This is a genomic window from Xylanibacter caecicola (assembly GCF_013166515.1).
Lineage (GTDB): Bacteria > Bacteroidota > Bacteroidia > Bacteroidales > Bacteroidaceae > Prevotella > Prevotella caecicola.
The window spans coordinates 282,628-300,675 of the sequence record NZ_JABKKJ010000001.1 but is presented as its reverse complement, the minus strand read 5'-3'; the positions used below and the strand labels follow the sequence as shown (position 1 = coordinate 300,675).

Here is an 18,048-nt window from a genome sequence, read left to right as displayed (position 1 = left end):
TATATCTCCTTATCCTCTAAATACTTTATCCATACTGATACCACGAGCCTTTGCTACAGTATATGCGTCACGCATCTGACTCAGAGCTTCAATAGTAGCCTTTACAAGGTTATGAGGGTTAGAAGAACCCTTTGACTTTGCCAAAACGTCTTTCACGCCAACGCTCTCAAGCACAGCACGCATTGCACCACCTGCAACAAGTCCGGTACCAGGAGCCGCAGGACGCAAGAAAACTTTAGCACCACCAAATGAAGCTTCTATCTCATGAGGAACCGTTCCTTTAAGAACCGGAACTTTCACAAGGTTCTTCTTTGCAGATTCCACACCTTTTGAAATAGCTGTAGTAACCTCACCAGCTTTTCCTAATCCCCAGCCGATAACGCCATTACCGTCACCAACAACGACGATGGCAGCAAAAGTGAAGGTTCGACCACCTTTTGTTACTTTTGTAACACGGTTAATAGCAACCAGTCTGTCTTTTAATTCAACGTCACTATTTATTTTAACTTTATTCATTGCCATAATCGTTTAAAATTTAAGTCCGCCTTTACGTGCTGCATCAGCAAGTTGCTTAACTCGACCATGATACAGATAACCGTTACGGTCAAATACTACCTGAGAGATGCCTGCATCCAAAGCTTTCTTTGCAATAACCTCACCAACCTTAGCTGCCTGTTCAATCTTAGGCATGGTCTCCATACCCAAAGAAGAAGCTGAAGTCAAAGTTGTACCCGTCTGGTCATTTATGATCTGAACATAGATCTGCTTATTGCTACGAAATACGCTCATACGCGGACGCTCAGCTGTTCCGTTTACGTTCTTACGGATTCTGAATTTTATCTTAATTCGTCTTTCTACTTTCTTTGTTGTCATAATCGTAAATTATTAAAGTTACTTAGCTGATGCTGACTTACCAGACTTTCTGCGAATAACCTCACCCTTGAACAATATACCCTTTCCTTTATAAGGTTCAGGTTTACGGAAAGAACGAATTTTTGCACATATAAGACCTAACAATTGCTTGTCGCAAGACTCCAATATGATAACAGGATTTTGATTTCTTTCAGACTTAGTCTCAACCTTAACCTCTGACGGCAATTGGATGAAAATGGGATGAGTATAACCCAAAGAGAATTCTATAAGATTTCCCTGATTTGACACACGGTAACCTACACCTACAAGTTCAAGTATCTTCTGGTACCCTTCACTAACGCCCACTACCATATTGTTTACAAGTGAACGATAAAGACCATGGAATGCCTGTTTCTGCTTGCAGTTAACCGGGCTGTTCTCATCTATCTCAAAAATAACATGACCATCTTCTATTTTCATTATAATAGAAGAATCTATTTTCTGCGAAAGTTCACCTTTCGGACCTTTCACGGTCACAATACCCCCGTTTTGTGAAACAGTAACACCAGCAGGAATGCTAATTGGTAATTTTCCTATTCTTGACATATTCTAAATCCTCCAATTAATATACAAAACAAAGAACTTCGCCACCAATTTTCAGATCTGCAGCCTCTTTGTTCGTCATTACACCCCTGGATGTAGATATAATTGCTATACCTAGTCCGTTAATTACTCTCGGCATGTCCTTATAACCTGTATACTTACGCAAACCAGGTGTAGACACTCTCTTCAAGCACTTGATTGCACTTGTCTTTGTTTGAAGATCATACTTCAAAGCAACTTTGATTGTACCCTGAGGTCCATCCTCTATAAACTTATAGTTAAGGATGTAACCTTTCTCGAAGAGGATTTTTGTAATCTCTTTCTTCAAGTTTGAAGCCGGTACTTCTACAACACGGTGATGAGCCATGATTGCATTTCTCAACCTCGTCAGATAATCTGCTATTGGATCTGTCATAAAATATAAATGTTTAATTAATCGGGACTACCCCGACAATATTAAAATATTCTGATATAGATCAGTGATGACTGACAACCCAGAAGCCATCATTCATCACTTATCTTTTTTACCAACTGGCTTTCTTCACTCCAGGAATAAGTCCAGCTGAAGCCATCTCACGGAACTGAATACGTGAAATTCCAAACTGACGTATATATCCTTTTGGACGACCGGTTACCTTGCAACGATTATGCAGACGTATAGGATTTGCATTCTTAGGAATAGCCTGAAGTTTGCGTGCAGCCTCATAAGCTTCTACAGGATCCTCTGTCGTTGCTATAACTTTCTTCAATGCTGCACGCTTTTCTGCATAACGTGCAACAAGTTTCGCACGCTTAACTTCGCGAGCTTTCATTGATTCTTTTGCCATATCTCTTAATCGTTTTTAACATTCTTAAAAGGAAGACCAAATGCCTTAAGCAAAGCATAACCTTCTTCATCTGTATTAGCAGATGTAACAAACGTTATGTTCATACCCTGAATACGATCTATTGAATCGATGTTAATTTCAGGGAAGATGATCTGCTCCTGAATACCAAGCGTATAGTTTCCACGACCATCAAACTTGCTCTCAATACCTTTAAAGTCACGGATACGAGGCAAAGCTACACGAACCAACTTCTCTAAGAATTCATACATACGCTCACGACGCAATGTAACCATTACACCGATTGGCATTTTCTTACGAAGCTTAAAGTTTGCGATATCCTTCTTTGAATACGTTGCAACTGCTTTCTGACCGGTGATTGCAGATATTTCGTTTATTGCTACATCAATAATCTTCTTATCCTGTGTAGCATCACCCAAACCCTGATTTACAACTATTTTCTTCAATACAGGAATCTGCATCTTTGAAGAATAGTTAAATTGCTTCTGCAATGCAGGAGCAATACTCTCAGCATATTGTTTCTTTAACTGTGCCGTATTCATTATTTAATCTCCTCTCCTGACTTTTTAGCAATGCGAACAACATTCTTACCCTCTCTCTTTACAGAGACACGAGTAGCCTTGCCACTCTTAGGATCAATAAGGCTAAGATTTGAAATATGTATCGGAGCTTCCTGCTTAATGATGCCTCCCTGAGGATTCTTAGCAGAAGGTTTTGTACTCTTTGAGACCATATTAATGCCCTCAACAATAGCACGCTGCTCTTCTACCAAAACCTTGAGCACCTTACCTTTTTTGCCCTTATCCTCGCCGGCAAGAACAATAACGGTATCGTTTTTCCTTATATGTAACTTACTCATTACTCTTTACTTTTACTAATATTAAAGAACCTCAGGTGCCAAAGAAACGACTTTCATGTTAACTGCACGAAGCTCACGCGCAACCGGACCAAAGATACGGCTACCGCGAAGTTCTCCTGCATTGTTCAACAACACACAAGCATTATCGTCAAAACGGATATAAGAACCATCTGCACGACGAATTTCTTTTTTTGTGCGAACAATCAAAGCCTTAGATACTGCACCCTTTTTCAAATCACTTGATGGAATAACGTTCTTGACAGCAACGACAATAACGTCACCAACACTTGCATAACGGCGGCGGGTTCCACCCAATACACGAATACAGAGAGCTTCACGTGCACCGCTGTTATCACAAACTGTAAGTCTTGATTCTGCTTGTATCATAATTACTTAGCTTTTTCAATTATTTGAACTAATCTCCATCTCTTTGTTTTGCTCAAAGGACGGGTCTCCATAATGAGTACTGTATCACCTACATTAGCCTCATTATTTTCATCATGTGCATGGTATTTCTTTGTTTTCTGGACAAATTTACCATATATCGGGTGCATCTCCTTGAACTTAGCTGCAATAACAATGGTTTTATCCATTTTGTTGCTTATAACGACACCCTGTCTTGTTTTTCTTAAATTTCTTGTTTCCATCTGGACCATTGTTATTTATTAAGTTCTCTCTGATGAAGTTCTGTTTTCATACGTGCTATATCACGACGAGCGGCCTTAATCTGAGATGGATTCTCCAGCGGTGTGATTGCATGATTCAATTTCATCTGATCATATTTCGCAACCTCAGCTTCCAGTCTTTCAACCAAATCTTTGGTTTCCAGTTCTCTTACTTCTTTAATCTTCATAATTAAGCGTTTTTATCGTAATCACGTCTAACAATAAATTTAGTTTTAACAGGCAGTTTCTGAGCTGCGAGACGAAGAGCCTCCTTTGCTATATCAAAAGAAACGCCCTCTACTTCAAAGAGAACACGTCCCGGAGTAACAGGAGCCACCCATCCGGCGGGATCTCCCTTACCTTTACCCATTCGGACGTCTGCAGGCTTGCGTGTTATAGGTTTGTCCGGGAATATACGTATCCAAACCTGACCCTCACGTTGCATATAACGATTGACAGCGATACGAGCCGCTTCAATCTGACGGCTATCCAACCATTTTGCCTCAAGCGTCTTGATGCCGAATGACCCGAAAGCCAGTTGTGTTCCTCTATGAGCGTTGCCTTTGTTGCCACGCCCGTCCTGAGGTCTTCTATATTTTACTCTTTTTGGCTGTAACATGATAGTTCCTAACTTTAACGGTTATTGTTTCTCTTGCGATTAACTCTCGGTTTTCCATTTGAACGTCCACCCTGTTTCTCTTGTGTGAAATTAGGTGCAAGGTCACGTTTTCCATAAACCTCACCACGACAAATCCAAACCTTAATACCCAACAGACCCACTTTTGTAAGAGCCTCTGCCTGGCAGTAATCAATGTCTGCGCGGAATGTATGGAGCGGAGTACGTCCTTCCTTATACATTTCCTTACGTGCCATTTCTGCACCATTCAGACGACCCGTAATCTGAACCTTTACTCCTTCGGCACCAGCACGCATCGTATTTGCCACAGCCATCTTTATTGCACGACGGTAAGCAATCTTACCCTCAACCTGGCGCGCAATATTATTAGCAACAATAGACGCATCGAGTTCAGGCTTCTTTACCTCAAAAATATTGATTTGAATCTCCTTGTCATAGAGCTTCTTCAATTCTTCCTTCAACTTGTCAACATCCTGACCACCTTTACCAATGACGAGACCCGGACGAGCCGTACAAATAGTAATGGTAACGAGTTTCAGTGTACGTTCAATGACAATACGAGATACATTAGCCTTTGCCAAGCGCTCGTTAAGATACTTACGGATCTTCATATCCTCCACGAGGTTATCTCCAAAGTTCTTGCCACCGAACCAATTTGAATCCCAGCCTCTTACAATTCCGAGACGATTGCTTATCGGATTAACTTTCTGTCCCATTCTATTTATTTATTTTCATCATTAGTTTTAGCATCAACAAACAATGTAACATGGTTACTGCGTTTGCGTATTCTGTAACCGCGTCCCTGCGGAGCCGGTCTCATGCGTTTCATGGTAACGCCTTCGTCTACAAAAATTTTAGATATATACAGTTCACCATCTTCTGCCTTGCGGTCATTTTTCGTCTCCCAATTTGCAATAGCCGAACGTAAAAGTTTTTCAACGTCAGCAGCAGCAGCTTTCTTAGAGAATCTCAAAACACCAAGGGCACGATTCACCTCCATACCGCGAACCATGTCTACGACATAACGCATTTTGCGAGGAGAAGAAGGAACACCTTTCAACTTTGCGAAATACAATGTCTTAAGGGCTTCTTTTCTTTTTTCAGCTGATATTTTTTTTCTTGCTCCCATTATATTTTTCTTTTTTATTCAATGGTTAAGCCTGCTTACTTCTTATTACCGGAATGGCCACCGAAACGACGTGTAGGAGAGAACTCACCCAGCTTGTGTCCCACCATATTCTCAGTAATGTAAACAGGAATAAATTTGTTTCCGTTATGAACAGCTACAGTGTGTCCCACAAAGTCAGGGGAAATCATTGAAGCTCTAGCCCATGTTTTAACGACATTCTTCTTACCACTTTCATTCATAGCGAGAATTTTCTTCTCAAGTGATACGTTAATGTACGGACCTTTTTTTAATGAACGACTCATAATTTGCTCTAGTTTACGTGATTATTTTTTAGCTCTTTCAATAATGTACTTGTTAGAAAGTTTCTTAGGAGCTCTTGTCTTAAGACCCTTTGCATACAAGCCCTTGCGTGAACGCGGATGACCTCCGGACTGACGTCCTTCACCACCACCCATCGGGTGATCATGCGGGTTCATAACAACACCACGGTTATGCGGACGACGTCCCAACCAACGAGAACGACCGGCTTTACCAGACTGTTCCAATGCATGGTCGGAGTTACCTACACTACCAATGGTAGCCTTACAAGCACTTAAAATCTTACGAGTTTCGCCAGAAGGAAGCTTTATCACACAATAGCTACCCTCACGAGAAGTCAACTGAGCAAAATTACCAGCCGAACGAACGAGTAATGCACCTTGTCCCGGGCGCAATTCAATATTATGAATTACAGAGCCCACAGGAATGTTTGCAAGCGGAAGAGCATTACCAATCTCAGGCACTGCATCCGCTCCAGACATCAAAGTTGCACCTACCTGAAGTCCGTTAGGAGCAATAATGTAACGTTTTTCACCATCAGCGTAGAACAACAATGCGATACGAGCCGAACGGTTCGGATCGTATTCGATTGTCTTTACTACAGCTGGAACACCATCTTTCTCACGTTTAAAATCAATAAGACGATACTTTTTCTTATGACCGCCACCAATATAGCGCACAGTCATTTTACCGGTGTTATTACGACCACCTGTTGAACGTTTACCGTAAACGAGAGACTTTTCTGGCACGGATGCAGTAATTTCTTCGAACGTGCCAATAATCTTGTGTCTTTGACCCGGAGTTACCGGTTTAAATTTACGTACTGCCATTTTTTATTTAAATATTGCTGTAAAAATCTATCACTTCGCCCTCTTTAAGAGTAACGACTGCTTTCTTGAACGCATTCTTCTGTCCCTTAATCAGACCAGCCTTTGTGTAACGGCTTGAACGTTTTCCGGCATAACGAAGAGTGTTCACATCTACCACCGTAACATTGTACAGACTCTCAACCTCATTCTTAATTTGGAGCTTGTTGGCTTCAGGACGAACAACAAAGCCGTAACGGTTAGGTTGCTTATCTGTTATTTTGGTCATCTTCTCAGTAACCAATGGTTTTATTATAAATGCCATATCTGTTTATCTCCTTATTTTGTTAAGATTCCGTCAATTGCTTTCAAAGAATTTTCAGTCAAAACTAAAACGTCAGCATTCAGCACCTTATAGGCGTTGATGTTTGACGCAAGCATGACTTCTGTCCCTTGTAAATTACGAGCTGACAAATATACATTTTTATTTACTTCCGGCAAAGCCAAAAGCATCTTACGACCGTCAACTTTAAGATTTTTAGTAATATTTACGAAATCTTTTGTTTTCGGAGCGTCAAATGTGAAATCTTCGAGCACAATAACAGCATTCTCCTGTGCCTTATAAGACAGCGCGCTCTTACGTGCAAGAAGCTTAACTTTCTTGTTCAACTTAAAGCGATAGTCACGTGGTTTAGGTCCAAAAACACGACCTCCGCCAACAAGAACCGGAGATTTGATGTCACCACGGCGTGCACCACCGCCACCTTTCTGACGTCCGAGTTTACGTGTCGAACCTGTTATCTCACTTCTCTCTTTTGACTTAGCCGTACCCTGACGCTGATTGGCAAGATACTGCTTCACGTCCAAATAAAGAACGTGGTCATTGGGTTCAATTCCAAAGATAGATTCGTTTAACGTAACCTTTCTTCCGGTCTCCTGACCATTGATATTTAATACGTTAATTTCCATTATTTCTGAATTAATACGGTTGAACCTTTACATCCAGCTATCGAACCCTTTACAAGGATAAGATTATGTTCTGGAATAACCTTTAACACTCTGAGGTTTTGAGTTGTCACTCTGTCACCACCCATCTGTCCTGCCATACGCATTCCCTTGAATACTTTTGCAGGATAAGAGCAGGCACCAATTGAACCCGGCTTACGGGCACGGTCGTCCTGTCCGTGAGTACTCTGACCGACACCGCCAAATCCATGACGTTTCATGACACCTTGGAAACCTTTACCTTTTGATGTACCGATAACATCTACAAAAGCTGCATCATTAAAGATTTCAACCGTAATAGTATCACCGAGGTTATATTCCTCGTCAAACTTGAACTCGGCCAAGTGTCTCTTCGGTGTTGTACCGGCTTTCTTAAACACGCCCATCATCGGCTTTGTGGTGTTCTTTTCCTTTGCTTCACCATAAGCCAGCTGAACTGCATTATAACCGTCTTTCTCAACAGTTTTAACCTGAGTTACAACACAAGGACCTACTTCGATAACAGTGCACGGTACATTCTTACCGTCGGCACTGAAAACGGATGTCATTCCGATTTTTTTTCCAATTAATCCTGGCATTTCAATTAATATTAAAATTATAACTACACTTTGATTTCTACTTCAACACCACTTGGCAATTCCAACTTCATAAGAGCGTCTACAGTCTTAGCCGTTGAGCTATAGATATCGATAAGGCGCTTGTAGTTGCTAAGCTGGAACTGCTCACGTGCTTTCTTGTTTACGAAAGTACTGCGGTTCACAGTGTAAATACGTTTGTGTGTGGGCAATGGAATAGGACCGCTTACAATAGCGCCCGTTGCTTTCACAGCCTTCACGATCTTCTCTGCTGACTTGTCCACCAACTTGTGGTCGTAAGACTTCAGCTTAATTCTGATTTTCTGACTCATCTCTATTTTTATTAATAATATTATTATGCGATAATGAAGACCGCTGTTTAAGAGTCATTCGCTAAACAGCGGTCTCTCATGATATATTTCCGTTCTATATACCTTATTATATATTAAACAAGGTCTGTACGTCCCTTTATCTCTTCCAATACAGTCTTGGCTATAGTGCTTGACAGCGGAGAGTGATGATCGTATTCCATAGAGCTTGTCGCACGTCCCGATGTGATTGTACGCAATGCTGTTACATATCCGAACATCTCAGCCAGCGGAACCATGGCACGTATGATACGTGCACCGCTTCGTGTCTCGTCCATGCCCTCAACCTGTCCGCGACGCTTGTTCAAGTCACCGATGACATCACCCATGTTTTCTTCAGGTGTAACAACCTCAAGTTTCATGATAGGCTCCATCAGCACAGGACCGGCCTTAACACATGCGCTCTTATAAGCGTTCAGAGCTGCAATTTCGAAAGACAACTGGTCAGAGTCTACGGGGTGGAAAGAACCGTCAAGCAAAGTAACCTTCAGACTATCCACAGGATATCCGCCGAGAACACCTGTCTTCATTGCAGATTCAAAACCTTTCTGTACGGAAGGAATGAATTCCTTAGGAATATTACCACCCTTGACTTCGTTGATAAACTGCAGACCACCCTGCTTGAAGTCCTCATCAACCGGACCTACATTGACAATGATGTCGGCAAACTTACCACGTCCACCACTCTGCTTCTTGTAAACCTCGCGCAGATTGACAGTCTTGGTGATAGCCTCCTTATAGTTAACCTGAGGCTTACCCTGATTACATTCAACCTTGAACTCTCTCTTCAGACGATCGATGATGATATCCAAGTGAAGCTCACCCATACCGGAGATAACAGTCTGACCGCTCTGCTCGTCCGTATGAACAGTAAACGTAGGATCTTCCTCGGCAAGCTTTGCAAGACCGATACCCAGCTTGTCAACGTCTGCCTGGCTCTTCGGCTCAACAGCAATACCGATAACCGGATCGGGGAATGACATGGACTCGAGTACTATCGGGTGCTCTTCATCACAAAGAGTGTCACCTGTGCGGATATCCTTGAAACCAACGCCTGCACCTATATCACCGGCATCGATTGCCTCCATAGGAACCTGTTTGTTAGAGTTCATCTGGAAAAGACGGCTTACACGCTCCTTCTTGCCCGAACGGGTATTGTATACATAAGAGCCGGAAGCCACCTTACCGGAATATACACGGAAGAATACGAGACGTCCTACATACGGGTCTGTAGCGATCTTGAACGCAAGTGCAGAAGTAGGAGCATCCTCAGAAGGCTTACGATCTTCCTCCTCACCTGTAGACGGATTTGTACCAACGATGTTAGGAGTATCGTTAGGTGCGGGCAAGAATGCACACACATAGTCAAGCAGGGTCTGTACGCCCTTGTTCTTGAAAGAAGAGCCACAGATGACAGGAGTGCACTCCATAGAAAGAGTACCCTTACGTATTGCTCCCATTATCTCCTCCACTGTCAGAGATTCCGAATCCTCAAAATACTTCTCCATCAAAGACTCGTCAAACTCAGCGACAGCTTCGAGCAACTTTCCTCTCCACTCTTCCACCTCGTCTGCCATGTCTGCGGGGATGTCAGTGATTTCAAACTCAGCACCCTGTGTCTCATCATGCCATATCACAGCTTTCATCTTGATAAGGTCAACGATGCCCTTGAATGTCTCCTCGCTGCCGATAGGACACACAAGAGATATAGGATTAGCACCAAGAACTTCTTTCATCTGACGCAGTACATCGTAATAGTCTGCACCCGAACGGTCCATCTTGTTTACATATCCAAGACGGGGAACGTTATACTTATCAGCCTGACGCCATACTGTTTCCGACTGCGGCTGCACGCCACCTACGGCACAATATGTAGCCACAGCTCCATCGAGAACACGCAATGAGCGCTCAACCTCTGCGGTAAAGTCAACATGTCCCGGAGTATCGATCAAGTTTATCTTATACTGCTGGTTGTTGTACTTCCAATAGCAAGTGGTCGCAGCAGACGTAATGGTAATACCACGTTCCTGCTCCTGAGCCATCCAGTCCATTGTTGCAGCACCGTCATGAACCTCACCAATCTTGTGAGTCTTACCCGTGTAATACAGGATACGCTCAGATGTCGTTGTCTTACCGGCATCGATGTGAGCCATAATACCGATATTACGGGTCAAATGTAAATCTTGCTTTGCCATTATTATTATCCTGTCTGATTATTAAAACCTGAAGTGAGCAAAAGCACGGTTAGCCTCAGCCATACGGTGCATATCTTCCTTACGCTTGTAAGCGCCGCCCTGATTGTTGAACGCATCCATTATCTCGGCAGCCAATCTGTCTGCCATAGACTTGCCCCCGCGCTTGCGTGCGAAGTTGATCATGTTCTTCATCGAGATGCTCTCTTTGCGATCCGGACGTATTTCTGTAGGAACCTGGAATGTGGCACCACCTATACGGCGGCTCTTAACCTCAACCTGAGGAGTGATGTTATCAAGAGCAGTCTTCCATATCTCGAGTGCAGACTTCTCCTCATTAGACATCTTTTCCTTAACAGTGTCCAACGCTTTGTAGAAAATTTCGTAAGACGTATTCTTCTTTCCGTCATACATCAGGTGGTTTACAAACTTAGAAACCTTCTGGTCATTGTAAACGGGATCCGGCAGGATCACGCGCTTCTTTGGTTTTGCTTTTCTCATTTTGATTTTGAAAATAAATTCTGCATGGGGCTGTTTCCTTCGTTCTTCAGCGCCCTCACCCAGGCACTTACTCAACCTTTATAACAAATCTCCAGCAAAACGATTAATAAAATTTATATGTCCTGTTGTTGCAATCAAGATTATTTCTTAGCTGTCTTAGGACGCTTTGCACCATACTTTGAACGGCGCTGTGTACGGTTTGCTACACCGGCAGTATCAAGTGTACCGCGAACGATGTGATAACGCACACCGGGAAGGTCTTTTACACGACCGCCGCGTACAAGCACGATAGAGTGCTCCTGCAGGTTGTGTCCCTCTCCGGGGATGTAAGAGTTAACCTCTTTCTGGTTTGTCAGACGAACACGGGCAACTTTTCTCATTGCCGAATTAGGTTTCTTCGGTGTTGTTGTGTACACACGAACACATACACCACGACGCTGAGGACATGCATCCAAAGCCGGTGACTTGCTCTTGTCAACAAGCGCCTTTCTACCTTTTCTTACCAATTGTTGAATTGTAGGCATTGTTGTTAAATTTTAATTATTATATGTTTTTTCGTTATTATCAACACTTTACACAGTCCACACGATGGACTATTTTGGGGTGCAAAATTACAAAGAATAATCCGAAATACCTAATTATAAGAAATACAAAGAACCAAAGGGTAATTAAAATTAATATCATATAATATCCGTTAACATAAATTATATATTCCATAACACACCATGATGTATGTTTTATGAAAATATAATGCCATATCTGCCAGTCGTTTCACACTTATATTACCTCATTAAAGATGATTGTTGGCAATTTATCTCTGTGATATTAATTATATAATATAAGGTAAACAATAAGATAATGCAAGATAAATAATACGGCAGAAAGGCAGATAACAAAAGCCGCAGGACATGAACATAGGGACAAAAAGCGTTTCCGGACGTTCTCAAAAAGAACCGTCCGGAAACTGCCGTTACCTCATCTATAATATAATAAGGTGTAGAACAGGGCAGGTGCATCGTCTGTCAAAGACCGCCCTGCCCTGCCGTATTTACAGATTGTAAAGTATACTGAACGTTATGTTGTTGCTGTCAAGGTCGATGCCCCACTCTTTCGACTTGTACTTTCCATGGTCGGTGCGCTCGCTCGATTGGTTGTAACCGATGAAGCCCACATGCGTAACAAAGCTCAGACGCTTGTTGAGATTTATCGCAACACCCGGTTTCAGACCAATCTGATATGTGTCTCCGACACCGTTTACATGTCCGTAACCAACCGTTCCGTCACAGAACACGTCCACATATTTAGAGTGCAATGCCGTGTAACGTGCGTAAGGGTTCACCGTGAATGACTTGTTGCCGTTGTCGGCACCCTGCCAGCCGACCACAACACCTGCCGCCCATTTGTTATTGAGGTGATAACCAATCTCCGGCAACAGCTTGTAAGTGGTGTTCTTCTCCGTTGTCTCACCATTCTTATACTTGGCGCTTCCGATGCCAAAGCCGCCTCCTACATAAACCTGTGCACTGAGACTCGACGCCATAAACAGCGCCACTGCTGCTGTAAAAATCTTCTTCATCTTCTTACCCTTTCTTTTAGTTGTTAATAAATCAGTTAATTTTTATAGTTGATAACAGTGATATATCTGAACATCTTTTTTACTACTGCAAAGAAAGAGTATTTTCGGGAAACGGCAAAATATGTCAAGTTATTTTCCGTTTTAGTAAGTCCTGTTAAGAATAATGCATCCAAAAGACATATTATGACAGATAAATGTAAATAAATATGACAAGATGCTACAAAGTCGCACAATATGTTATGAAGTGTATAAACGGCAGCGACAACATGCGGATGTTTGCCGCCCCGCAGTCGGAGAACAACATATTATATATAAAAACAATCCGGAAACACCGGTATCTGCCGCCTTATGCCGACGGTATACACCGATGTTTCCGGAATAACGTCACGCGCCACGCCCCTGTCGGGACATGTCACGCCTCACCTTTATTGATGCTGAAAGGCGCAACGGTGCGCGGTTCCTGATTGGGAATCTGTATTTTACCGAATTCGTTTTCATAGCGCAGTATATTCTCCTGCAGCGCCATAAGCAGACGCTTTGCATGTTCGGGAGCAAGTATCACGCGACTTTTTACCATAGGTTTGGGCACACCCGGAAGCATACGGGCAAAGTCAAGGATAAAGTCCGAACTGGAATGGGTGATAATGGCAAAGTTGGCATATTCGCCCTGAGCCACATCCTGCGGCAGTTCCATCTGGAACTGTCCCTGCTGCTTGTTCTGATTATTGTCCATAGTATGATTGATTATATTTTGTTTCTGAATCTTTCCGACTGCTCACGTATCAGTTCCGCATCGTCAAAATAGTTTATGCGCATTGCCTCACGCACGTCGTGCAGCGTCTGCGCCGCCACCTCGCGTGCCACAGCCGAGCCTTTCTTCAGTATGTTGTACACCTCGGGGATGTCCTGCTCGAACTCATGGCGGCGACTGCGGATAGGTTCAAGACGTCTGTCGAGCACCTTTATAAGGAATTTCTTGCACTTCATATCGCCAAGACCGCCACGCCGGTAGTGGTCTTTCAGTTCATCCAGACTCTTATATTCCGGTAAGAACTCGGCAAAATCATCAGCCGTAGAGAACGCGTCGAGATATGTAAACACCGTGTTTCCCTCAACCTTGCCCGGGTCTTCCACGCGCAGATGACCGGGATCGGTGTACATGCTCTTCACTTTCTGCTGCATTTCCTTCGACGTGTCCGACAGATATATGCAGTTACCGAGCGACTTGCTCATCTTAGCCTTGCCGTCGGTTCCCGGCAGGCGCAGGCATGCCTGATTGGAAGGCAGCATTATCTTAGGTTCTACGAGCACCTCACCATATATATTATTAAAGCGCTTCACTATCTCGCGCGTCTGCTCGAGCATCGGTTCCTGGTCCTCTCCGGCAGGCACGGTGGTGGCTTTGAACGCCGTGATGTCGGCAGCCTGACTTATGGGGTATGTGAAAAAGCCCACCGGTATGCTTGTCTCGAAGTTGCGCATCTGTATCTCCGTCTTGACGGTAGGATTGCGCTGAAGGCGCGAAACGGTGACAAGGTTCATGAAATATGTCGTGAGTTCCGCCAGTTCCGGTATCATCGACTGCACGAAGATAGTAACCTTTTCGGGGTCAAGACCTGCCGACAGATAGTCAAGAGCCACCTCTATAAGGTTCTGCCTTATCTTCTCCGGATTGTCAGCGTTGTCGGTAAGTGCCTGTACGTCTGCTATAAAGACAAACATCTTGTCATAGTCTCCTTCGTTCTGCAGCTCCACTCTGCGTCTGAGCGAACCTACATAGTGTCCAAGATGCAGTCGTCCTGTGGGGCGATCGCCCGTCAATATTATCTTTCCCATTTACAATTGATTTACCATAAATTGTGATATAAAGGCAATGCAAGCCAAATGCAAAGGTAGAATAAATTATCGGTTATACGAAAGAAAAGGATGTTTATTTGATAATTAGAGTGAGTTCGGGAAAGATAGAATAAGGAGATAGAGGGAGATAAGGGAAGATATAAGGAGATAAAAGACGAATGTCCGATTGCTTGTTTAAAGACATTTGTCCCTTATCTACTGTGGCGCAAGCCACATATCTTCCCTTATCTCCTTTTATCTCCTTCCAAAAAAGAGCCTTTTCACCGGTAGGGATGCTCCATGGAGCATCCGAAACCGCATGGCATGTTTCATCCATAATAACTTCGGATGCACCAGGGTACATCCCTACCGGCGGAGGAAACCGAGCGCAAAATGTAACCAAAGGCAGCGTTTGTGCAGCAAAGTGTCACGGTAAAAACGTCCGTGTTTTTTGCCAAACGAGAAGGGCAGCGGTGGCGTTCGGGGCATCGGCAAGGGCAGAAAATGTGGTTTTCGGGGCGAAAGGTACATGTTTTGAATTGCAAAAGAGCACATATTGCATTGCAAAACACGGCATTTCACACCGCAATATGCCGCATTTTGCAGTGTAAAATGCCATGTTTCAGCTTTCGAAATGCCGTTTTCCGCTGCAAAAAGGGGCGTTTTTATTGCACATATACAACATTTCTTTTGTAATCATTTGATACTCCGCGTATTATCTCTGCACACATTTCCTTGCCGTTTTTACGGTCTTCGGGATTTTTATTTGCAAACTCCGCCGTATTTTGGGGTTATGGAAAATCAATTAGAAAGCGTAATGGCGCAAATCGTAACATGCCGTAAGAACGGGGCATCGCTTTTTCAATGCAATTTATCTTCATTGCGTTTCATTTGCATTATCTTTGCATAAGATAAGCTACGCCTCGGCAATCTGAAACACGTTTCATTGCGCTCGGCTTGCATTATCTTTGCATTAATAAACGAAAAATATAACATATGGACAACAAGGCTAAAGACGAGATGTATATGCGCAGGTGTATACAGCTGGCTAAGAACGGACTTCTGAGCACCCGTCCCAATCCTATGGTGGGGGCAGTGATTGTGTGTGAAGACAGAATTATAGGCGAGGGCTACCACATACGGTGCGGCGAGGGGCATGCGGAAGTGAACGCCTTTGCCTCGGTAAGGCAGGAAGACAGCCACTTGATACCTTCTTCCACCATATACGTCAGCCTTGAGCCGTGTGCACACCATGGCAAAACGCCGCCATGTGCAGACCTGATAGTGAGCAAGGGGGTGCGCCGCGTTGTCGTGGGATGCGTGGATCCGTTTGCAAAAGTGCAGGGACGGGGTATCGAGAAGATACGCCGGGCAGGCATAAAGGTAACGGTGGGGGTGCTCGAAAACGAGTGTCGCGAACTCAACCGCCGCTTCTTCACATTCAATACCATGCACAGACCATACGTGATATTGAAGTGGTGCATGACTGCCGACGGCTTTCTCGACGACCATTTCCATCAGATGGCGCTGTCGTCGCCGTTCACCATGATGTTGTCGCACAAGCTGAGAGCAGAGAACGAAGCCATATTGATAGGGCGCATCACCGACGAACGCGACCATTCGAGATTAGATGTGCGGCACTGGGAGGGTAAAAATCCGATGCGTATCGTGATAGACCGCAACCACCCGTGTTTCCCCGAAATTGACTTTAACAGCGATGTTGTACCCCAGATACTCGAATGTCTGTACCGCCGTGGCGTGCAGTCGCTCATCGTGGAGGGTGGAACAGTGACCCACAACTCGTTCATCGACGCCGGATTATGGGACGAGATACGCATAGAGATGTCGCCCGTAACATCCGGAGGAGGAACCAAGGCACCCCAGGTTCCGGCAGATGCCGTAAGCGTAAGGCGCAGGGAGTATGACGGGAATGTGATAATTAATATGAGGAGAAGGGATTAAAAGGAGAGCCCCTTGCGCCACTTCTCATATCGCGCAAGCACTTTCTTGGGCTGGTCCGTATACCACGAGTAATGGTTGCGGCGCTCATGCCCTATCTCCGAGACGTCATATTTCTTCACACCGTCGCGGTCGCAGAAGAAAGGACGGTTGTCTTCGAGCGTATAGAAGCGCGCCCACAGAGTGTCGCACGCCGCATCTGCCTGTGTGTTCTTCACCATACGGTAGTCGCGTCTGCCCTCTCCGTCGATAAAATTCTCACGTTTCAAGTCGGTTATCATGCTTCGTCTGAACCATGCCACGGCATTGTCGACAGCCTTGACCACCGCCTCGGAGGGGCGTTCTTTCATGGACATAAGGAACAGCACTATGCCTGCCGACTCTGCCCCGCTCAACGATTCCAGTTCGTAAGCACGTGCCGGAGCCGGCAACAGGGTGTGCTCGTCGTGCTGGGCGCACCACACCGTGGGCACTCCTCCCTGCACAACCTGCGTATTAAGGATGCAGTCCACTCCCTTCTTCACAGCCTCCGACGCACGCCGGCGCATATCATCGGGCACGAACTTATATCGTTTCTTGCCGCGGCTGACATCATACAACACCTTCAGCACATTTTCCATGGCATTGTCGTTATATGTTATGTGCGTGTAATAGCCATAGTTGCGCGGATAGAACTGCGGCCAACCGCCGTTGTCATACTGCGACTCCAGGAGATATTCCAAGCCGTGCAACGCTCCTTCGGCATAGTGCTTCTCGCCCGTGGCATCATACAAACGGGCAAGAAAAACAATCTCCGTCATCGTGGCATTGTTGTCTATGGTGGTGTCGTCGAGGTTGCCTTTGTTCCTTTTCAAGTTCTCTTTCTCCTCCTCCGTAAGCTCCGCGGGCATATATATGTTCTTTGCCCAACCGCCGTTGTCATACTGATACAGCAGCACATTGTCGCCGATGCGACTTGCCTCTGGCGTCGAGAAAAAGGCATCGGTCTCGGTTCTGGCAATCCGGGGCCACTCTTTAGACGAGCGTTTCTCCTTGTAGGTTCGTTCCGTTGCATCCTGCTGTGCATATATATATAATGTACACGCGAGGAAAACACTAAATAAAAGTATTCTTTTCATAGTCGTTGAATTTGGTTATCAATAGATTTCATTATTTTATCCGGCATCCTCCGGCAATAGCACAAATTGCCTGCGACTGCCGAGACACAGATTGTCTCTTGCAAAGATAATGCAAATAAATCAAAACATGCACACCGCATGGCGGTAATACGGTATATGGCACGGCTATCGGGCATATATATATTATACAACGGTAAAGCCCGT

At 44.4% G+C, this 18,048-nt stretch carries 28 protein-coding genes; 1 reads left to right on the top strand and 27 read right to left on the bottom strand.

The window, feature by feature from the left end; translation table 11 throughout:
* Nucleotides 1–9: 9 nt before the first annotated feature.
* The 26 genes from rpsE to HPS54_RS01110 form a co-directional block, all read right to left on the bottom strand.
* Nucleotides 10–522, bottom strand: a complete 513-nt coding sequence (rpsE, locus tag HPS54_RS01235; protein WP_172343673.1) for a 30S ribosomal protein S5 — start codon at nt 520–522, stop codon at nt 10–12.
* A 6-nt stretch (nt 523–528) separates the two neighbouring features.
* The gene (gene rplR / locus HPS54_RS01230; protein ID WP_172343672.1) at nt 529–873 is read right to left on the bottom strand and encodes a 50S ribosomal protein L18; all 345 of its coding nucleotides are present in this window, start codon (nt 871–873) and stop codon (nt 529–531) included.
* Between the two features lie 18 nt (nt 874–891).
* Nucleotides 892–1,458, bottom strand: a complete 567-nt coding sequence (rplF, locus tag HPS54_RS01225; protein WP_172343671.1) for a 50S ribosomal protein L6 — start codon at nt 1,456–1,458, stop codon at nt 892–894.
* A 16-nt stretch (nt 1,459–1,474) separates the two neighbouring features.
* Entirely contained in the window at nt 1,475–1,870 is a 396-nt protein-coding gene (gene rpsH, locus HPS54_RS01220; protein ID WP_172343670.1) for a 30S ribosomal protein S8, read from the bottom strand.
* Nucleotides 1,871–1,979: 109 nt separating this feature from the next.
* The gene (gene rpsN, locus HPS54_RS01215) at nt 1,980–2,282 is read right to left on the bottom strand and encodes a 30S ribosomal protein S14 (RefSeq protein WP_172343669.1); all 303 of its coding nucleotides are present in this window, start codon (nt 2,280–2,282) and stop codon (nt 1,980–1,982) included.
* A 5-nt stretch (nt 2,283–2,287) separates the two neighbouring features.
* The gene (gene rplE / locus HPS54_RS01210) at nt 2,288–2,842 is read right to left on the bottom strand and encodes a 50S ribosomal protein L5 (protein ID WP_172343668.1); all 555 of its coding nucleotides are present in this window, start codon (nt 2,840–2,842) and stop codon (nt 2,288–2,290) included.
* On the bottom strand, nt 2,842–3,159 hold the full coding sequence (gene rplX / locus HPS54_RS01205; RefSeq protein ID WP_172343667.1) for a 50S ribosomal protein L24: 318 nt from the start codon (nt 3,157–3,159) through the stop codon (nt 2,842–2,844). The genes rplE and rplX overlap by 1 nt, the downstream gene beginning before the upstream one ends.
* 21 nt (nt 3,160–3,180) lie before the next feature.
* On the bottom strand, nt 3,181–3,546 hold the full coding sequence (gene rplN / locus HPS54_RS01200) for a 50S ribosomal protein L14 (protein ID WP_007899763.1): 366 nt from the start codon (nt 3,544–3,546) through the stop codon (nt 3,181–3,183).
* A gap of 2 nt (nt 3,547–3,548) precedes the next feature.
* A complete protein-coding gene (rpsQ, locus tag HPS54_RS01195) occupies nt 3,549–3,815 on the bottom strand; it encodes a 30S ribosomal protein S17 (protein WP_172343666.1) in 267 nt (88 codons plus the stop codon).
* Between the two features lie 2 nt (nt 3,816–3,817).
* Entirely contained in the window at nt 3,818–4,012 is a 195-nt protein-coding gene (gene rpmC, locus HPS54_RS01190) for a 50S ribosomal protein L29 (RefSeq protein WP_172343665.1), read from the bottom strand.
* A gap of 2 nt (nt 4,013–4,014) precedes the next feature.
* On the bottom strand, nt 4,015–4,443 hold the full coding sequence (gene rplP / locus HPS54_RS01185) for a 50S ribosomal protein L16 (RefSeq protein ID WP_172343664.1): 429 nt from the start codon (nt 4,441–4,443) through the stop codon (nt 4,015–4,017).
* Between the two features lie 14 nt (nt 4,444–4,457).
* Nucleotides 4,458–5,177 carry a 30S ribosomal protein S3 gene (gene rpsC, locus HPS54_RS01180; protein WP_172343663.1) on the bottom strand — a complete coding sequence of 240 codons (720 nt, stop codon included), beginning with the start codon at nt 5,175–5,177 and terminating at the stop codon, nt 4,458–4,460.
* A gap of 5 nt (nt 5,178–5,182) precedes the next feature.
* Nucleotides 5,183–5,590, bottom strand: coding sequence for a 50S ribosomal protein L22 (gene rplV / locus HPS54_RS01175; protein ID WP_172343662.1), 408 nt, complete (start codon nt 5,588–5,590; stop codon nt 5,183–5,185).
* A gap of 35 nt (nt 5,591–5,625) precedes the next feature.
* Complete coding sequence (gene rpsS, locus HPS54_RS01170; RefSeq protein WP_172343661.1) at nt 5,626–5,892, bottom strand: 30S ribosomal protein S19; 267 nt, start codon at nt 5,890–5,892, stop codon at nt 5,626–5,628.
* 21 nt (nt 5,893–5,913) lie between these two features.
* Nucleotides 5,914–6,738 (bottom strand): 50S ribosomal protein L2, encoded by an 825-nt coding sequence (gene rplB, locus HPS54_RS01165; RefSeq protein ID WP_172343660.1) that lies wholly within the window; start codon nt 6,736–6,738, stop codon nt 5,914–5,916.
* Nucleotides 6,739–6,745: 7 nt separating this feature from the next.
* A complete protein-coding gene (gene rplW / locus HPS54_RS01160; protein WP_172343659.1) occupies nt 6,746–7,039 on the bottom strand; it encodes a 50S ribosomal protein L23 in 294 nt (97 codons plus the stop codon).
* 14 nt (nt 7,040–7,053) lie between these two features.
* Nucleotides 7,054–7,683 carry a 50S ribosomal protein L4 gene (rplD, locus tag HPS54_RS01155; RefSeq protein ID WP_172343658.1) on the bottom strand — a complete coding sequence of 210 codons (630 nt, stop codon included), beginning with the start codon at nt 7,681–7,683 and terminating at the stop codon, nt 7,054–7,056.
* Entirely contained in the window at nt 7,683–8,297 is a 615-nt protein-coding gene (gene rplC / locus HPS54_RS01150; protein WP_172343657.1) for a 50S ribosomal protein L3, read from the bottom strand. The genes rplD and rplC overlap by 1 nt, the downstream gene beginning before the upstream one ends.
* A 23-nt stretch (nt 8,298–8,320) precedes the next feature.
* Complete coding sequence (gene rpsJ, locus HPS54_RS01145; protein WP_024990908.1) at nt 8,321–8,626, bottom strand: 30S ribosomal protein S10; 306 nt, start codon at nt 8,624–8,626, stop codon at nt 8,321–8,323.
* 113 nt (nt 8,627–8,739) lie between these two features.
* Nucleotides 8,740–10,857, bottom strand: a complete 2,118-nt coding sequence (gene fusA / locus HPS54_RS01140; RefSeq protein ID WP_172343656.1) for an elongation factor G — start codon at nt 10,855–10,857, stop codon at nt 8,740–8,742.
* 21 nt (nt 10,858–10,878) lie between these two features.
* Nucleotides 10,879–11,355 carry a 30S ribosomal protein S7 gene (gene rpsG, locus HPS54_RS01135; protein WP_172343655.1) on the bottom strand — a complete coding sequence of 159 codons (477 nt, stop codon included), beginning with the start codon at nt 11,353–11,355 and terminating at the stop codon, nt 10,879–10,881.
* Nucleotides 11,356–11,495: 140 nt separating this feature from the next.
* Entirely contained in the window at nt 11,496–11,879 is a 384-nt protein-coding gene (gene rpsL / locus HPS54_RS01130; protein WP_172343654.1) for a 30S ribosomal protein S12, read from the bottom strand.
* Between the two features lie 524 nt (nt 11,880–12,403).
* A complete protein-coding gene (locus HPS54_RS01125) occupies nt 12,404–12,931 on the bottom strand; it encodes an outer membrane beta-barrel protein (protein WP_172343653.1) in 528 nt (175 codons plus the stop codon).
* 412 nt (nt 12,932–13,343) lie between these two features.
* Entirely contained in the window at nt 13,344–13,664 is a 321-nt protein-coding gene (locus HPS54_RS01120) for a DUF3467 domain-containing protein (RefSeq protein WP_172343652.1), read from the bottom strand.
* Nucleotides 13,665–13,675: 11 nt separating this feature from the next.
* A complete protein-coding gene (trpS, locus tag HPS54_RS01115) occupies nt 13,676–14,767 on the bottom strand; it encodes a tryptophan--tRNA ligase (protein ID WP_172343651.1) in 1,092 nt (363 codons plus the stop codon).
* A 94-nt stretch (nt 14,768–14,861) separates the two neighbouring features.
* Nucleotides 14,862–15,104, bottom strand: a complete 243-nt coding sequence (locus HPS54_RS01110) for a hypothetical protein (protein ID WP_172343650.1) — start codon at nt 15,102–15,104, stop codon at nt 14,862–14,864.
* Nucleotides 15,105–15,763: 659 nt separating this feature from the next.
* On the opposite strand from HPS54_RS01110, the gene ribD reads away from it, so the two are divergent.
* On the top strand, nt 15,764–16,729 hold the full coding sequence (gene ribD, locus HPS54_RS01105) for a bifunctional diaminohydroxyphosphoribosylaminopyrimidine deaminase/5-amino-6-(5-phosphoribosylamino)uracil reductase RibD (RefSeq protein ID WP_172343649.1): 966 nt from the start codon (nt 15,764–15,766) through the stop codon (nt 16,727–16,729).
* Here ribD and pelA read toward each other — a convergent pair.
* Nucleotides 16,726–17,844: a pectate lyase gene (pelA, locus tag HPS54_RS01100; protein ID WP_172343648.1), complete on the bottom strand. Its 1,119-nt coding sequence runs from the start codon at nt 17,842–17,844 to the stop codon at nt 16,726–16,728. The genes ribD and pelA overlap by 4 nt on opposite strands.
* Nucleotides 17,845–18,048: the final 204 nt, after the last annotated feature.

Excerpts from the sequence above, each read along its gene's own strand:
- rpsE (WP_172343673.1), bottom strand. The coding sequence starts at position 522 with ATGGCAATGAATAAAGTTAAAATAAATAGTGACGTTGAATTAAAAGAC.
- rplR (WP_172343672.1), bottom strand. The coding sequence starts at position 873 with ATGACAACAAAGAAAGTAGAAAGACGAATTAAGATAAAATTCAGAATC.
- rplF (WP_172343671.1), bottom strand. The coding sequence starts at position 1,458 with ATGTCAAGAATAGGAAAATTACCAATTAGCATTCCTGCTGGTGTTACT.
- rpsH (WP_172343670.1), bottom strand. The coding sequence starts at position 1,870 with ATGACAGATCCAATAGCAGATTATCTGACGAGGTTGAGAAATGCAATC.
- rpsN (WP_172343669.1), bottom strand. The coding sequence starts at position 2,282 with ATGGCAAAAGAATCAATGAAAGCTCGCGAAGTTAAGCGTGCGAAACTT.
- rplE (WP_172343668.1), bottom strand. The coding sequence starts at position 2,842 with ATGAATACGGCACAGTTAAAGAAACAATATGCTGAGAGTATTGCTCCT.
- rplX (WP_172343667.1), bottom strand. The coding sequence starts at position 3,159 with ATGAGTAAGTTACATATAAGGAAAAACGATACCGTTATTGTTCTTGCC.
- rplN (WP_007899763.1), bottom strand. The coding sequence starts at position 3,546 with ATGATACAAGCAGAATCAAGACTTACAGTTTGTGATAACAGCGGTGCA.
- rpsQ (WP_172343666.1), bottom strand. The coding sequence starts at position 3,815 with ATGGTCCAGATGGAAACAAGAAATTTAAGAAAAACAAGACAGGGTGTC.
- rpmC (WP_172343665.1), bottom strand. The coding sequence starts at position 4,012 with ATGAAGATTAAAGAAGTAAGAGAACTGGAAACCAAAGATTTGGTTGAA.
- rplP (WP_172343664.1), bottom strand. The coding sequence starts at position 4,443 with ATGTTACAGCCAAAAAGAGTAAAATATAGAAGACCTCAGGACGGGCGT.
- rpsC (WP_172343663.1), bottom strand. The coding sequence starts at position 5,177 with ATGGGACAGAAAGTTAATCCGATAAGCAATCGTCTCGGAATTGTAAGA.
- rplV (WP_172343662.1), bottom strand. The coding sequence starts at position 5,590 with ATGGGAGCAAGAAAAAAAATATCAGCTGAAAAAAGAAAAGAAGCCCTT.
- rpsS (WP_172343661.1), bottom strand. The coding sequence starts at position 5,892 with ATGAGTCGTTCATTAAAAAAAGGTCCGTACATTAACGTATCACTTGAG.
- rplB (WP_172343660.1), bottom strand. The coding sequence starts at position 6,738 with ATGGCAGTACGTAAATTTAAACCGGTAACTCCGGGTCAAAGACACAAG.
- rplW (WP_172343659.1), bottom strand. The coding sequence starts at position 7,039 with ATGGCATTTATAATAAAACCATTGGTTACTGAGAAGATGACCAAAATA.
- rplD (WP_172343658.1), bottom strand. The coding sequence starts at position 7,683 with ATGGAAATTAACGTATTAAATATCAATGGTCAGGAGACCGGAAGAAAG.
- rplC (WP_172343657.1), bottom strand. The coding sequence starts at position 8,297 with ATGCCAGGATTAATTGGAAAAAAAATCGGAATGACATCCGTTTTCAGT.
- rpsJ (WP_024990908.1), bottom strand. The coding sequence starts at position 8,626 with ATGAGTCAGAAAATCAGAATTAAGCTGAAGTCTTACGACCACAAGTTG.
- fusA (WP_172343656.1), bottom strand. The coding sequence starts at position 10,857 with ATGGCAAAGCAAGATTTACATTTGACCCGTAATATCGGTATTATGGCT.
- rpsG (WP_172343655.1), bottom strand. The coding sequence starts at position 11,355 with ATGAGAAAAGCAAAACCAAAGAAGCGCGTGATCCTGCCGGATCCCGTT.
- rpsL (WP_172343654.1), bottom strand. The coding sequence starts at position 11,879 with ATGCCTACAATTCAACAATTGGTAAGAAAAGGTAGAAAGGCGCTTGTT.
- HPS54_RS01125 (WP_172343653.1), bottom strand. The coding sequence starts at position 12,931 with ATGAAGAAGATTTTTACAGCAGCAGTGGCGCTGTTTATGGCGTCGAGT.
- HPS54_RS01120 (WP_172343652.1), bottom strand. The coding sequence starts at position 13,664 with ATGGACAATAATCAGAACAAGCAGCAGGGACAGTTCCAGATGGAACTG.
- trpS (WP_172343651.1), bottom strand. The coding sequence starts at position 14,767 with ATGGGAAAGATAATATTGACGGGCGATCGCCCCACAGGACGACTGCAT.
- HPS54_RS01110 (WP_172343650.1), bottom strand. The coding sequence starts at position 15,104 with ATGGATGAAACATGCCATGCGGTTTCGGATGCTCCATGGAGCATCCCT.
- ribD (WP_172343649.1), top strand. The coding sequence starts at position 15,764 with ATGGACAACAAGGCTAAAGACGAGATGTATATGCGCAGGTGTATACAG.
- pelA (WP_172343648.1), bottom strand. The coding sequence starts at position 17,844 with ATGAAAAGAATACTTTTATTTAGTGTTTTCCTCGCGTGTACATTATAT.